Here is a 14,077-nt window from a genome sequence, read left to right as displayed (position 1 = left end):
CTGCGGGCCTGCGCACCTCAGACGTAGCAGGCTGCGCTCGCATCTGTTGTATGTCCCCTCGGTTGTCGAGGCGCCATCACCAGTTTCCTGGTGGGGCGCTTCCTTGGCTGTCCGGCTTCTGCAGAGCGAAACGGGCTCCCGGCGTAAGCAGTACCTACGACTTCAATGTCCGTACCGGAGCCCTTTCCCACATGACGAGCAGCACCGAGACCACCGCCACCACCCCGCAGGTAGCGGTCAACGACATCGGTAACGAGGAAGCCTTCCTCGCCGCGATCGACGAGACGATCAAGTACTTCAACGACGGCGACATCGTCGACGGCGTCATCGTGAAGGTCGACCGGGACGAGGTCCTGCTCGACATCGGTTACAAGACCGAAGGCGTTATCCCGAGCCGCGAGCTCTCGATCAAGCACGACGTCGACCCCAACGAGGTCGTCGCCGTCGGTGACGAGATCGAGGCCCTGGTCCTCCAGAAGGAGGACAAGGAAGGCCGCCTGATCCTCTCGAAGAAGCGCGCCCAGTACGAGCGTGCCTGGGGCACCATCGAGAAGATCAAGGAAGAGGACGGGATCGTCACCGGTACCGTCATCGAGGTCGTCAAGGGTGGTCTCATCCTCGACATCGGCCTCCGCGGCTTCCTTCCGGCCTCGCTGGTCGAGATGCGCCGTGTCCGCGACCTCCAGCCCTACGTGGGCAAGGAGCTCGAGGCCAAGATCATCGAGCTGGACAAGAACCGCAACAACGTGGTCCTGTCCCGCCGTGCCTGGCTGGAGCAGACCCAGTCCGAGGTCCGCCAGACGTTCCTCACGACCCTCCAGAAGGGTCAGGTCCGCTCCGGTGTGGTCTCCTCGATCGTCAACTTCGGTGCCTTCGTGGACCTGGGTGGCGTCGACGGTCTGGTCCACGTCTCCGAGCTGTCCTGGAAGCACATCGACCACCCGTCCGAGGTCGTCGAGGTCGGCCAGGAGGTCACCGTCGAGGTCCTCGACGTCGACATGGACCGCGAGCGCGTCTCCCTGTCGCTGAAGGCGACCCAGGAAGACCCGTGGCAGCAGTTCGCCCGCACCCACCAGATCGGCCAGGTCGTGCCCGGCAAGGTCACGAAGCTGGTGCCGTTCGGTGCGTTCGTCCGTGTGGACGAGGGCATCGAGGGTCTGGTCCACATCTCCGAGCTGGCCGAGCGCCACGTGGAGATCCCGGAGCAGGTCGTCCAGGTCAACGACGAGATCTTCGTCAAGGTCATCGACATCGACCTCGAGCGTCGCCGCATCAGCCTCTCGCTGAAGCAGGCCAACGAGTCCTTCGGTGCCGACCCGTCCGCGGTCGAGTTCGACCCGACCCTGTACGGCATGGCCGCGTCCTACGACGACCAGGGCAACTACATCTACCCCGAGGGCTTCGACCCGGAGACCAACGACTGGCTGCCGGGCTACGAGAAGCAGCGCGAGGAGTGGGAGCGCCAGTACGCCGAGGCGCAGTCCCGCTTCGAGCAGCACCAGCAGCAGGTCATCAAGTCCCGCGAGGCCGACGCCGCTGCCGCGGCCGAGGGTGGCGAGGCTGCGGCTCCGGCCGCGACCGGCGGCTCGTACTCCTCCGAGGGCGCGGACACCTCCGGTGCGCTCGCCTCGGACGAGGCGCTGGCCGCGCTGCGCGAGAAGCTGGCCGGCGGCCAGAGCTGACCGCAGCAGCTGAGGCTTAGCCGATAGTCGGCTGAGGGGCCGTACCTTTCGGGGTACGGCCCCTCAGGCGTTTCCGGTGGCCCGTCGAGCCGTGACCCCCGCCGCCGTGCCGGCCGCGAGGTGACGCTCCGCAAGCGATCGCCGCTCAGCGGCGTGTCGCGGGAATTCCGCTGTTCCAGGGCACGTTGTCCATGAGGAACACGAGGAGGAGCGGTCACAGTGCTTGATCCGCAGGGTTTGTACGCATGGGAGCCGAAGGGCCTCGCCGTGGTCGACATGGCGCTCGCCCAGGAGTCGGCCGGCCTTGTCATGCTCTACCACTTCGACGGATACATCGACGCGGGTGAGACCGGCGACCAGATCGTCGACCGGCTGCTCGACTCACTGCCCCACCAGGTCGTGGCCCGGTTCGACCACGACCGGCTCGTGGACTACCGGGCCCGGCGGCCCCTGCTGACCTTCAAGCGGGACCGCTGGACCGGGTACGAGGTCCCGGCCATCGAGGTCCGCCTCGTCCAGGACGCCACCGGTGCCCCCTTCCTGCTGCTGTCCGGTCCCGAACCGGACGTGGAGTGGGAGCGGTTCGCGGCGGCGGTGCGCCAGATAGTGGAACGGCTGGGCGTGCGCCTGTCCGTGAACTTCCACGGCATCCCCATGGGCGTCCCGCACACCCGTCCGGTGGACCTGACCCCGCACGGCAACCGCAGTGACCTCGTCCCCGGTCACCGCAGCCCCTTCGAGGAGGCGCAGGTGCCCGGCAGCGCCGAGTCGCTGGTCGAGTACCGCCTCATGGAGGCCGGGCACGACGTCCTGGGCCTCGCCGCGCACGTCCCGCACTACATCGCCCGTTCCGCGTACCCGGACGCCGCCCTGACCGTCCTGGAGGCCATCACGGCCGCCACCGGCCTGGTCCTGCCCGGCATCGCCCACTCCCTGCGGACGGACGCGCACCGCACCCAGACCGAGATCGACCGGCAGATCCAGGAGGGCGACGAGGAACTGACCTCGCTCGTCCAGGGCCTGGAGCACCAGTACGACGCCGCGGCCGGCGCCGAGACCCGGGGCAACATGCTCGCCGAGCCCGTGGAGATCCCCTCGGCCGACGAGATCGGGCGCGAGTTCGAGCGCTTCCTGGCGGAACGCGAGGGCGACAACTGACCCGCGCCCTGCGCGGCCCCGCCGGGCGGGCGCGGCCGGCCCACCGGCCGGCACCTGCCCTACGGGCCCCGGAGCGGAGCGTCTAGGCTTCCGCTCATGCTGACAGTGGGCCTGACCGGCGGGATCGGCGCCGGCAAGAGCGAGGTGTCGCGGCTGCTCGTGCAGCACGGAGCCGTGCTCATCGACGCGGACCGCATCGCGCGCGAGGTCGTGGCGCCCGGCACGCCCGGGCTCGCGGCCGTGGTCGACGCCTTCGGCGCGGACATCCTCGCCGCCGACGGCAGCCTGGACCGGCCCCGGCTCGGCTCGATCGTCTTCGCCGACCCCGAGAAGCTCGCCGTCCTGAACGCGATCGTGCACCCCCTGGTGGGCGCCCGCTCCCGTGAGCTGGAGAGCGCCGCGGCCCAGGACGCCGTGGTGGTCCACGACGTACCCCTGCTCACGGAGAACGGCCTCGCACCCCTCTACGACGTCGTGGTCGTCGTGGACGCGAGCCCGGCGACCCAGCTCGAACGGCTGGTGCGGCTGCGCGGGATGACGGAGGAGGACGCACGCGCGCGCATGGCCGCGCAGGCGACCCGCGAACAGCGCCGGGAGATCGCGGACATCGTGATCGACAACGACGTCCCCCTGGACGCGCTGGAGAAGCGCGTCGCCGAGGTGTGGAACGACCTCGCCCGCCGGGCCCGGCAGCGCGGCGCGGGTGCTGAGGGCGCGGAATAGCGCTCCGGACCGGCGCGTTGAAACGCTGGAGTGAGGGAAGGACTCTGTCGTGCCCGAGACCAGCGGTTCCACCGGACGTACGCCGGAAACGCATGTCATCGACTTCCGTGCCGCCGAGCACCTGCTCAACGCGCGGGACCCGCGGGGTGCGGTGAAGCTGCTCGACGGAGTCATCGCCGCACACCCCGAGAACACCGCCGCCCGCCTGCTCCGCGCGCGTGCCTTCTTCGCCGCGGCACAACTGCGGCCCGCCGAACTGGAATTCACCATCGTGCTGGAGCGCGAGCCGGACAACGCGTTCGCGCACTTCGCCCTGGCCCGCACCTATGAGCGCCAGGGCCGCCCCGACCAGGCCAAGCGCCACTTCCGGCTGGCCGCGGCGCTCGACCCCAACCCGGAGTACCTGAGGGCGGCACGCTTCGACGACTGACGCGCCCGCCCGCCGCTGGTCCGGCCGTCGCGGCCGGTCACGGATGCCGGTGCCTCGGTGGGCCGGGATACGGAGGTCCGCCGTCCGGCGGCCGGTACGGCGGGATGTCACGGCCCGGCTGGTAGTGCGGGCCCTGCCGGATGTGCCGGAGGATCACGGTCATGTCGAGGGTGACCAGCAGCAACAGCACCCCGCAGGCAACCGCCCAGCCCGGCCGCCCCACCACCGCGAACGCGGCCGTGCCGAAGGCCGCCCAGACCAGCCCCCACGCGCTCAGCCAGAACCGCGCCCGCAGTGCACTGCGCGCAGTCACCGGTTCACTGCCCGTACGCATCGGATCACCACTCCTGCTTGCACCGTACTCCCCGATGACGGCCTGCGGGAGGGAACCGGGGGAGGAGGGGAACGGTCCCGCTCCTGCGATGAGTTCTCGGCTCCGGACCGGTCTACCTGGGTGAAAGCACTCGCCACCGCTGCACCAGGAGACCCCATGTCCGAGACCACCGCCCACGCCGGCTCCTCGACGACGTCCACGGCCCCCGCCGGCCCGCGCACCGGCCGGGCGCGTGCGGCCCGGATCGCCCTGCGCACGGTGCAGGTCCTGCTCGCCCTGTTCTACGGCCTAGCGAGCGCCCTGCCCAAGCTCATCGCGCACCCGGCCGCCGTCGAGTCCTTCGACCGGATCGGCTGGGGCAGCGGGGCCATGTACACCATCGGCGCGCTCGAACTCGCCGGCGCGGTCGCGCTGTTGGTGCCAGTGCTGCAGTCCGTGGCGGCGATCGCCCTGAGCGCGCTCATGGTGGGGGCGTTCATCGTCCAGCTCACCGCGTTCGACGGCCAGAACGCGGCGACCCCGCTGATCCTGATCGTCCCCCTCACCCTGATCGCCTGGACCCGCCGGACCCACAACACCGACCTGGTACGACTGCTGCGCCGAGGGTGACACCGCCTCCCACGAGCCCGCGCCCTTCTCGGCTCACCGCCCGCGGGACCGCCCACCGGACCCGCCGGAGCTGCCGCGTCCGCCGGAGGGACCGGGGTTGCCGAAGCCGGGGACGCGCGGGTAGCCCGCGGGAGTGCCGGAGGCAGCCAGGCCCCGGAGGCGCTCCAGTTCGCGGCGGTCCCGCTTGGTGGGGCGGCCGGCACCGGGGTCGCGCAGGCCGGCGGGGGCGACGGCCTCGCGGGGCGGAGGCGGAGGGGAGTTGTCGACGTAGCACTGGACGGCCACGGGCGCGCCGACCCGCTTGCGGATCAGACGCTTGACGATCACGATCCGCTCCCGGCCCTCGTTCCGGAGCCGTACCTCGTCGCCGACGCGCAGGGAGTAGGCGGGCTTCACCCGTTCGCCGTTCACGTGCACGTGCCCGCCCCGGCAGGCGGCGGCGCCGAGGGAGCGGGTCTTGATCAGGCGGACGGCCCAGATCCAGCTGTCGATGCGGACGGTCTCGCCGTTGCCGGGCCCGGCGGCCTCGGCGGCGGCCACCGCAGCGGCGATCTTGGGATCGAGCGGCTGGCCGGACGGGGAGGGGGCGGCGGAGGGCGCGGGACTCGCTCCGCCCGGCGCGCCTGTTCCCTCGCCGGTCCCACGGTCCACGCTCTCGTCCGCATCCTCGGAAGCCATGCCCCGACCTTAACTCCCGGGGGCCGCGCCACAGGAAGCCTTTTCCTGCGCCAGCGCAGGGCAGGCAGGGTACCCGGCATCCTCCGGCCGGCCGTGGGACGGGACAGGCCCCACCACAAGGGGCCGGTCAGCGGGGCATACGGTGGCGGTATGGACGACAGCAGCGCGCTCGCCCGGCTCGACCGGCGCGTCGCCGACTGCCGGGCCTGCCCCCGGCTGGTGGACTGGCGTGAGGAGGTGGCCCGTACCAAGCGGGCCGCGTTCGCCGACTGGACGTACTGGGGGCGGCCGGTGCCCGGTTTCGGGCCGGCCGACGCCCGGCTGGTGATCATCGGGCTGGCCCCGGCCGCGCACGGTGGCAACCGCACCGGCCGCATGTTCACCGGCGACCGTTCCGGAGACGTGCTGTACCAGGCGCTGTACGACGTGGGGCTGGCCTCGCAGCCCACCTCGGTCCGTGCCGACGACGGACTGCAGCTGTACGGCGTGCGGGTCACGGCGCCCGTGCACTGCGCCCCGCCCGCCAACAAGCCGACCCCCGGGGAGCGGGACACCTGCCGGCCCTGGCTGGTCCAGGAGCTGACGCTGCTCCGGCCGACGCTGCGGGCCGCGGTCGTGCTCGGCGCCTTCGGCTGGCAGGCCGCGCTGCCCGCGTTCGCGGAGGCGGGCTGGACCGTGCCCCGCCCCCGCCCGGCCTTCGCCCACGGCGCCCGGGTCGCGCTCGACGGCCTGGACCTCTTCGGCTGCTTCCACGTCAGCCAGCGCAACACCTTCACCGGCCGGCTCACCACCGACATGCTCCGCGAGGTGCTGCGCACGGCGGCGGACGCGGCCGGGCTGCCGTAGAGCCCGCGACCCCTGCGACGCCGTCGTACCGGCCGGGCCGGGATCACGGGCGGGAGCTGGTGACAGCCCGGCCGGCGGTCCGGCGGAATTCCGGAGCGGACCACGGGGCGGCTGCGCCAGGGTGGACGCATGCCTTCCTCCTCCGACGCCGGCTTCCTCGCCACCACCGCCGACCGGCTGGCCGCCCTCCCCGCCGTCCGGGCCGTGGCCCTCGGCGGCTCCCGTGCCGAGGGCACCCACCGCCCGGACAGCGACTGGGACCTGGCCGTCTACTACCGCGGCCCCTTCGACCCGGACGACCTGCGCGCCCTCGACTGGCCCGGTGAGGTCTCGGACATCGGCGGCTGGGGCGGCGGTGTCTTCAACGGCGGGGCCTGGCTGACGATCGACGGGCGCCGGGTCGACGTGCACTACCGGGACCTGGACGTCGTCGAGCACGAGCTGGCCGAGGCGGAGCAGGGCCGCTTCCGGGTGGAGCCGCTGCTGTTCCATCTGGCCGGGATCCCCAGCTACCTGGTCGTCGCCGAACTGGCGCTCAACCGGGTGCTGCGCGGCGACCTGCCGCGCCCCGCCGGCTACCCGCGGACCCTGCGCCGCACCGCCTTCGACCGCTGGTCCGGCACCGCCCACGCCACCCTCTCCTACGCAGAGGCGAACCATGCCCCGCACGGCCGCCTCACCGAAACCGCCGGAGCCATCGCCACGGCCGCCACCCAGGCCGCGCACGCCGTGCTCGCGGCCCGCGGCGAGTGGGTGACGAACGAGAAGCGGCTGCTGGAGCGGGCCGGGCTGCGGGGCGTCGACGCGGTCATGGGCGCCCTGCGGGCCGAGCCCGCCGCCCTCGCCGCCACCGTCACCGACGCCGGGAAGATCATCGCCGGGGCGTTGCAGTCATCCGGGGCATTGCGTTCATAAAGAAATCAGCCGTCCCGGCAGCTTTCACACGGGCGAAACGTCTTCGGCCCGTGTGCCGGGGGAACGCGATCTATCGTGGATGCACTCCACCGGCCACCGTCGTCCGAAGGCCCACCCCCGCCCTCGTATGAACAGGAGCCCTGTGTCCCGGCTCGCCGTACCCCTCTGGCTCGCCCATGCCTTCCGTGCCCAGCGCGGACCCGTTCCCTGGAGCGCGGTGTGCCGGGGCGCGCTCGCCGCCGGGCCGCTGCTGGCCGCGGGGCTGCTCGCCGGGCAGACCGCGCTCGGTGTGATCGCCGCCATCGCCGCGATGCTCGTCGGCATCAACGACCGGCCCGGCAGCCGGCGGGCGTCGGTGAGGCGGCTCGGCGTGCCCGCGCTGGCCGGGGCGCTGGGGCTGCTCCTGGGGACGTACGCCGGGCAGGGCCTGGCCGCCGTACCGCTGACCCTGGCGCTCACCGCGCTGGGTCTGGTCGCGGGCGGTGTCAGCGCCGTCGGGCCCGTCGCCTCCGCCGCCGGCACGCAACTGCTGGTCGCCGCGGCCGTCGGCGCCGGGATGCCGGCCGCCGAGAGCGGCTGGCTGCGGGCCGTGGCCTTCCTGGCCGGCGCCGGCTGGCTGCTGGTGCTGCGGCTCGCCCTGCCCACCCCCGGCTCGCTCGCCGGGGACTTCCGCTTCGACGGGGAGCGGCAGGCGGTCGCCGACGTGTACGACGCGATCGCCGGGCTCGTCGGCGCCGTGGGCGGGGAGCACGCCACCGCTCGGCGGGCCGCGCTCACCGCCGCGCTCGACCACGCCCAGGACGCCCTCGCCGGGCCCCGGCTGCGCCGGTACGCCGGTTCGGCGGCCGAGCGCCGGCTGCACGGCCAGTTCGCTGCGGCGCTGCCCCTCGCCGAGGCCGCCACCGCCCTGTACTGGGTGGGGGAGCCCGTCCCGGTGCGGGCCGCGGAGGGGCCCCGGCGGCTCGCCGCGGCCGTCCGCGGCAACACCGGCACCGGCCCGCTGCCCGCCCCGCACCGCTCGGCGCCCGCCCTGCGCGCCCTGGACGACGCCCTGCTGCGCGCCGCCGATGCCTTCGACCGGAGCGAGGGCGCCCACCGCGGACTGCTCGGCCGGCGCCGGGACGTCCGGCACGCGCTGCGGGCCGCGCTCGGGGCCGGCGGGCGCGAGTACGGGCTGCGCGTCGCCCTCTGCTTCGGCGCGAGCGCGGCCATCGCCCAGGCCCTGCACCACAGCCGCTGGTACGGGCCGCACACGCACTGGTACTGGCTGCCCGCCACCGCCGTCTTCCTCGTCAAGCCCGACCTCGGCCCGCTCGCCTCCCGGGTGCTGTGCCGGGCCGCCGGAACCGTGCTCGGCGCCGTGGTGTTCGCCGGCTTCGCCGCGCTGCTGCCGCGCCCGGCCGGGCTGATCGTGCTGGTGGCGGTGTGCGGCGCCCTCATACCGGTCGCCACCCGGAACTTCGCGGCGCTCACCGCCGTCGTCACCGTCCTGGTCCTCGCCCTGGTCATGGCCGGCGGGGAGCCGCAGGCCTCGGTCAGCCGGATCGGCGAGACGCTGCTGGCCTGCGTGCTCGTGCTGGTCGTGGGGCATCTGCCGATGCCGGGAGAACGGGGCGGCGCGGTACGGGCCCGGCTCGCGGCGGCCGGCGGCGCCGCGCACGCCTATCTCCTGCACGTCCTCGGCGAGTCCGGCGACCGCGCCGAGCGGTGGGCGCTGCGCCGGGAGGCCTACCGGACCCTCGCCGAGGCCCGGACCGCCATCGCGCTCGCCGCCGCGGAACTGCCCGCCCTCGCCCGGCACACGGAGGGCACGGACGCCGTCGCCGAGGTGCTGGAACGGCTCGTGGACACCACCACGGCCTGCGCCGTCCACCTCGACGACACCGGCCGGCTCACCCCGCGGCACCTGCGCCGGCTGCGCGAGGCGCTCGGGGAGCTGGAGCAGCGGGGCATGCGGGTGCCGCTGCCCGCCGCCGCGTAGCCGCGCCCGGATGCACGGTTCGGCCCACCCCACCCGGCCAGGGGGCCGTACGGTGGGCCGATGAGTGCCGTGTCGTCCCCGAGCGTCCCTCCCGCCGACCTGGTCGTCACCGGCTGCACGCTCCTCGTGCACGAGGGGTACGAGGACCACGACGCGCACGGGGAGGGGGAACGGGTCGGACGGGTCGGGTTCCGCGAGGAGGCCGCGCTCGTCGTGCGCGACGGGCTGATCGACGCGGTCACCACGGCCGCCGCCGCGCGGGAGATCCCGGCCGTGGAGCGGATCGAGGCGCGCGGGCAGGTCGCGCTGCCGGGGCTGACCAACTGTCACACGCACACGCCGATGGTGGCGCTGCGCGGACTCGCCGAGGACCTGCCGACCGAGGAGTGGTTCAACGACGTCGTCTGGCCCGTCGAGACCAACCTGACGGCGCGGGACGTGGAGCTGGGGGCGCGGCTCGCCTGCGCCGAGATGATCCGCGGCGGGGTGACCTGCTTCGCCGACCACTACTTCCACATGGACACGGTCGCCGCCGTCGTCGCCGAGTGCGGGCTGCGCGCCCACCTCGGCGAGACCTACTTCTCCAGCCAGGGCCCCGAAAAGCGGGAGAGGTCACTGGAGTTCGCGCTCCGCGCGCGGGGTGCCGCCGGCGGCCGCATCACCACCGCCCTCGCCCCGCACGCCCCCTACACCGTCACCGACGCCGACCTCACCGCCACCGCCGAACTCGCCCGCGCGCACGGCCTGCCCGTCCACATCCACGCCGCCGAGAACCGCGGCCAGACCGACACCAGTCTCGCCCGGCACGGCCGCACCCCCGTCGAGGTCCTGGACCGCACCGGACTCCTCGACACCGACCTGCTCATCGCCCACGGCACCGGGATCGTGGAGCGGGACCTTCCGCTGCTGGCGCGCACGGGCGGCCGTACGGCCGTGGCCACCGCGCCCCGCGGCTACCTCAAGTTCGCCTGGCCGACGACCACTCCGGTACGGGCCCTGCGCGCGGCCGGCGTCCCCGTCGGTCTCGCCACCGACGGCGCCGCCTCCAACAACTCCCTCGACGTCTGGGAGGCGATGGCGCTGACCTCCCTGATCCAGAAGTCCACCGAGGGCGACCCGCGCTGGCTCACCTCCCGCCAGGCCCTGCACCACGCCACCCTGCAGAGCGCCCGCGCGGTCGGCCTCGGGGACCGGACCGGCACCCTCGCGCCCGGCCGCCGCGCCGACATCATCCTGGTCGACCTCAGCGGACCGCACACCCAGCCCGTGCACGACCTCGCCGCCACCCTCGTGCACAGCGCCCGCGCCTCCGACGTCCGCACCACCGTCGTCGACGGCCGCGTGCTGATGCGGGACCGCGAACTCCTCACCCTGGACGTACCCGAGGTCGTACGGGAGCTGACGGCCCGGCTGCCCGCGCTGACCGCGCGCGGTCACGGGCGGCGCATCCAGGAGTACGACACCTGAGCCGCCGCCCGGCCGCGCCGCCTGGCCGGAAAACGCCCCCTGCGCCGGGCCGGCCGAAGAATTCTCCGCGTCCCGCGATGAGTTCCGCTCCCGCCGCCGGTCACCACCTGAACCGACCGTCGGACAGGAGGGCACATGTCGCTTCCCCGGATCGTCTCGCGCGAGCAGTGGCGCGCGGCGCGCGAGGAGTTGCTGCGCAAGGAGGAGGCGGTCAGACGAGCGCGTGAGGCCCTGGGCGCCGAGCGCCGGCGGCTGCCCATGGTGGAGATCGACCCGGAGTACGTCTTCGAGGGCGGCGACGGCAAGGCCACCCTGCTCGACCTCTTCGAGGAACGGGCCCAGCTCGTCGTCCACCACTTCATGTTCGCCCCGGAGTGGGACTCCGGCTGCCCGTGCTGCGCCGCCTTCCTGGACCAGGTCGGCCACCTCGCCCACCTGCGCGCCCGGAACACCGCCTTCGCCGCCGTCTCCCGGGCACCGTTCACCCGGATCCTGCCGTTCAAGGCGCGGATGGGCTGGGCGGTGCCCTGGTACTCCTCGGCGCACGGCGACTTCAACCGGGACTTCGAGGCCACCGTCGACTCGGGCGGGACCCTGGTCGAACGGGCCGGCCTCAGCTGCTTCCTGCGCGACCACGACCGGGTCTTCCACACCTACTCGGTGTACGACGACGGGCTGGACGGACTGGGCACCACCGCGGCCCTGCTCGACCTGACCGCGCTCGGCCGCAGCCCCGCCGGCAGCGAACGGCTCCGTCTCCACGACGAGTACGACGACTGAGTGGTGCCGTCTGAGACACGGAGGGTCCGCTTCGTGTCACAAGGTGAACGGATCCTCACGGTCCGCGCCGACCCGGTGTCGCCATTGTCTCAGTAGCGTCACTGAGCGAGCCGTTCCCCCTCTCCAGGGCGTTAACTCCTACACGGACGACGCTTTCTGGAGGTGCGAGATGGTGAACGGGCGAACGGTGCTCGAACGCTTTCCCGCCGGTGGTCCGCGGGGATCCTGGCCCGCGGAGGAGTTCGCGCACGCGCGGCGTCTGGAAGGCATGCCCGCCGAGGTCGTCATGGACCTCGCGACGGACACGTTCCTGGTGATCGTCCGCGGTGCCGAGACCGCAGACTGAGCCCGCAGACTGAGCCCGCCGGCTGAGCCCGCCGGCTGAGCCCGCCGGCTGAGCCCGCCGGCTGAGCCCGCCGGGGGAGTCAGCCCGGCCTCGGCGCCGGCATGCGCGCCGTGAACTGCTGCGCCTGGAGCGTGTACAGGCCGGCGTAGACACCACCCCTGGCCAGCAGTTCCTCCGGGGTGCCGGACTCCACCAGGCGCCCGTGCTCCAGTACGTGCACCAGGTCGGCGTGCCGGACCGAGGCCAGCCGGTGGGTGATCAGGACCACCGTCTGCCCGCCCCGCGCCAGCGCCCGGATCTTCTCGAACACCTCCAGTTCGGCCCGCGCGTCCAGCGCCGCCGTCGGCTCGTCCACGATCAGGATGCTCCCGCGCCGGTAGGCCGCCCGGGCGATGCCGAGCCGCTGCCACTGGCCGCCGGACAGCTCGTGCCCGCCGCTGAAGTTCCGGGCCAGCAGCGTGTCCAGGCCGCGCGGCAGTTCCGCGACCACCTCCTCGGCCCCCGCCTCGGCGACCGACGCGGCCAGCCGCTCCTCGGTCATCGGGGCGGCGGAACGGCCGACGGCCACGTTCACCCGGGCGGTGAACGGCCAGCGCTTGAAGTCCTGCGCCACCATCGCGATGCGCTCGGCGAGCAGCCGCCGGTCGGCCTGCGCGGCGTCGACGCCGTCCCACAGGATCCGGCCCCGGTCGGGCGTGTAGAGCCCCGCGAGCAGCTTGACCAGTGTGGTCTTGCCCGAGCCGTTCTCCCCGACGAGCGCGATGATCCGGCCGAGGGGCAGGGTGAGGCTGACGTCGTCGAGGGCGGGGCGGGGCGGGGTGCCCGGACAGCCGGCGGCGGGGTCCGCGTCATGCGGGTAACTGAAGCTGACGTTCTCGAAGCGGATCTCCTTCGGGTTCTCCGGCAGCGGCTCCCCGCCCGCCGGGATGGCCCGCTCGGCCGCCGCGACGTACATCCGCTGCAGATCGCCCACGAACAGGGCCTCCTCGTGCAGCTGGTTGATCTCCAGCACCAGCGTGTCCAGGCTCGCCGCGCCGGTGCGGATCGCGATCACCGCCGTACCGGCCACCGACAGCGCCATCGCCCCGGCCAGCAGCAGTGCTCCCAGCGTGGCGTACGTGGCGAGGGTCGCCAGGCCCGTCCACGCCGCGGCGATGAGACCGGTCCGCGCGGCCAGCCGGGACAGCCGGGCCTGCTCCGCCTCCGCGGTCTCCGACATGGCCCGGAAGTGGTGCAGCAGGAACGGGCCGACCCCGTGCACCCGGATCTCGGGAGCGGCGGCCGGCTCCGTGAGCAGGCTGCTGATCAGCTGGCCGGCCCGGGCGTGCTGCACCCAGGTGTGGAAGGACTCGTAGCGGCGCCGGGCGTTGGTCAGCGCGCTCCAGGCGCTGGGCAGGGTCATGGTGACCAGCAGGGGCAGCAGCGCGGGATGCAGCACGGTGAGCACGCCCGCCGCGGCGACCAGCGAGATCATCGCGTTGATCACCTGGGCGCCGTAGCCGATCATGTGCCGGGCGGACCGGGCACCGTACTGGGCGGTGTCCAGCAGCTTGTGGAAGGCGTGGTCCTCGATCGCGACCAGCTCCACGTTCGCCGCCCGCTCCAGGTACAGCTCGGTCGCCACCCGCTCCACCTTGGGCTCCAGCCGCCCGGTGGCGTAGGTGGAGGCGGCCCGCAGCAGCGCGGCGACCAGCATCACGGCGGCCATCACCACCAGGGCCGGGGCGGCCGAGCGCAGCCGCTGCCCGATGCCGGGGCCGGTGAGCAGCTCGCCGAGCGCGCTGTTCACCGCCAGCAGGCTCACGGCCTGGGCCACGCCCCGGCCCAGCTCGGCCGCGAGCACCACCCGGGCGGCCCGCGCGTCGGCTTGCCGGGCCAGTCGGAGACTGGACGCGAGCATGCCGGGCAGCCGGGTCAGCATCGCCCGGAAGCCGAGCGCCAGGAAGGCGTCCGCGTGCTGGTTCCAGCCCATGTCGTAGCGGAGTGGCCCGCCGAACAGCAGCCGCTCCGACGCCGACACCACGGGCTCGGCCGCCTCCCGCCTCTTTCTCACCGTGACCTCCCGGACCCCGACGGAACGGCCACTATCCCGGCCGGAGCCGCCGCCCGGCAGGGCGCGAAGGAACGT

The 14,077-nt window shown here is 73.7% G+C and carries 14 protein-coding genes; 11 read left to right on the top strand and 3 right to left on the bottom strand.

All coding sequences use genetic code 11. The features are described from left to right. Nucleotides 1–191: 191 nt before the first annotated feature. The 4 genes from rpsA to ABZ923_RS05850 all read left to right on the top strand — a co-directional run bounded on the left by rpsA (nt 192) and on the right by ABZ923_RS05850 (nt 3,993). Entirely contained in the window at nt 192–1,682 is a 1,491-nt protein-coding gene (gene rpsA, locus ABZ923_RS05865) for a 30S ribosomal protein S1 (RefSeq protein ID WP_208031661.1), read from the top strand. A 219-nt stretch (nt 1,683–1,901) separates the two neighbouring features. Next, a complete protein-coding gene (locus ABZ923_RS05860; RefSeq protein WP_361467302.1) occupies nt 1,902–2,840 on the top strand; it encodes a PAC2 family protein in 939 nt (312 codons plus the stop codon). 96 nt (nt 2,841–2,936) lie between these two features. Beyond that, nucleotides 2,937–3,563, top strand: a complete 627-nt coding sequence (gene coaE / locus ABZ923_RS05855; protein ID WP_361467299.1) for a dephospho-CoA kinase — start codon at nt 2,937–2,939, stop codon at nt 3,561–3,563. A gap of 49 nt (nt 3,564–3,612) precedes the next feature. Next, nucleotides 3,613–3,993 carry a tetratricopeptide repeat protein gene (locus ABZ923_RS05850; protein WP_030348040.1) on the top strand — a complete coding sequence of 127 codons (381 nt, stop codon included), beginning with the start codon at nt 3,613–3,615 and terminating at the stop codon, nt 3,991–3,993. 37 nt (nt 3,994–4,030) lie between these two features. Here ABZ923_RS05850 and ABZ923_RS05845 read toward each other — a convergent pair whose 3' ends face one another. Further along, the gene (locus ABZ923_RS05845) at nt 4,031–4,327 is read right to left on the bottom strand and encodes a DUF6343 family protein (RefSeq protein ID WP_361467296.1); all 297 of its coding nucleotides are present in this window, start codon (nt 4,325–4,327) and stop codon (nt 4,031–4,033) included. A gap of 156 nt (nt 4,328–4,483) precedes the next feature. Here ABZ923_RS05845 and ABZ923_RS05840 point away from each other — a divergent pair, with 156 nt between their 5' ends. Continuing rightward, nucleotides 4,484–4,936 (top strand): DoxX family protein, encoded by a 453-nt coding sequence (locus ABZ923_RS05840; protein ID WP_361467295.1) that lies wholly within the window; start codon nt 4,484–4,486, stop codon nt 4,934–4,936. 33 nt (nt 4,937–4,969) lie between these two features. Here the strand turns inward: ABZ923_RS05840 and ABZ923_RS05835 are convergent, their stop codons facing one another. After that, complete coding sequence (locus tag ABZ923_RS05835; RefSeq protein WP_361467293.1) at nt 4,970–5,614, bottom strand: RNA-binding S4 domain-containing protein; 645 nt, start codon at nt 5,612–5,614, stop codon at nt 4,970–4,972. Nucleotides 5,615–5,764: 150 nt separating this feature from the next. Between ABZ923_RS05835 and ABZ923_RS05830 the strand changes: the two genes are divergently transcribed. The 6 genes from ABZ923_RS05830 to ABZ923_RS05805 all read left to right on the top strand — a co-directional run bounded on the left by ABZ923_RS05830 (nt 5,765) and on the right by ABZ923_RS05805 (nt 11,949). After that, the gene (locus ABZ923_RS05830; RefSeq protein ID WP_361467290.1) at nt 5,765–6,460 is read left to right on the top strand and encodes a uracil-DNA glycosylase; all 696 of its coding nucleotides are present in this window, start codon (nt 5,765–5,767) and stop codon (nt 6,458–6,460) included. 129 nt (nt 6,461–6,589) lie between these two features. Then, entirely contained in the window at nt 6,590–7,375 is a 786-nt protein-coding gene (locus ABZ923_RS05825; protein ID WP_361467289.1) for a nucleotidyltransferase domain-containing protein, read from the top strand. A gap of 127 nt (nt 7,376–7,502) precedes the next feature. Continuing rightward, nucleotides 7,503–9,356: an FUSC family protein gene (locus ABZ923_RS05820; RefSeq protein ID WP_361467288.1), complete on the top strand. Its 1,854-nt coding sequence runs from the start codon at nt 7,503–7,505 to the stop codon at nt 9,354–9,356. Between the two features lie 60 nt (nt 9,357–9,416). Beyond that, nucleotides 9,417–10,823, top strand: coding sequence for an amidohydrolase (locus ABZ923_RS05815; protein WP_361467285.1), 1,407 nt, complete (start codon nt 9,417–9,419; stop codon nt 10,821–10,823). A gap of 135 nt (nt 10,824–10,958) precedes the next feature. Next, nucleotides 10,959–11,603 carry a DUF899 domain-containing protein gene (locus ABZ923_RS05810; RefSeq protein ID WP_361467283.1) on the top strand — a complete coding sequence of 215 codons (645 nt, stop codon included), beginning with the start codon at nt 10,959–10,961 and terminating at the stop codon, nt 11,601–11,603. Nucleotides 11,604–11,772: 169 nt separating this feature from the next. Beyond that, a complete protein-coding gene (locus ABZ923_RS05805; protein ID WP_361467280.1) occupies nt 11,773–11,949 on the top strand; it encodes a hypothetical protein in 177 nt (58 codons plus the stop codon). Nucleotides 11,950–12,028: 79 nt separating this feature from the next. On the opposite strand, the gene ABZ923_RS05800 is transcribed toward ABZ923_RS05805, so the two are convergent. Next, nucleotides 12,029–14,002 carry an ABC transporter ATP-binding protein gene (locus ABZ923_RS05800; RefSeq protein ID WP_361467278.1) on the bottom strand — a complete coding sequence of 658 codons (1,974 nt, stop codon included), beginning with the start codon at nt 14,000–14,002 and terminating at the stop codon, nt 12,029–12,031. Between the last annotated feature and the right edge of the window lie 75 nt (nt 14,003–14,077).

This window comes from Streptomyces sp. NPDC046881, assembly GCF_040645015.1.
Lineage (GTDB): Bacteria > Actinomycetota > Actinomycetes > Streptomycetales > Streptomycetaceae > Streptomyces.
The sequence above is the reverse complement of the archived record's forward strand: the minus strand, read 5'-3'. Positions and strand labels throughout refer to the sequence as shown.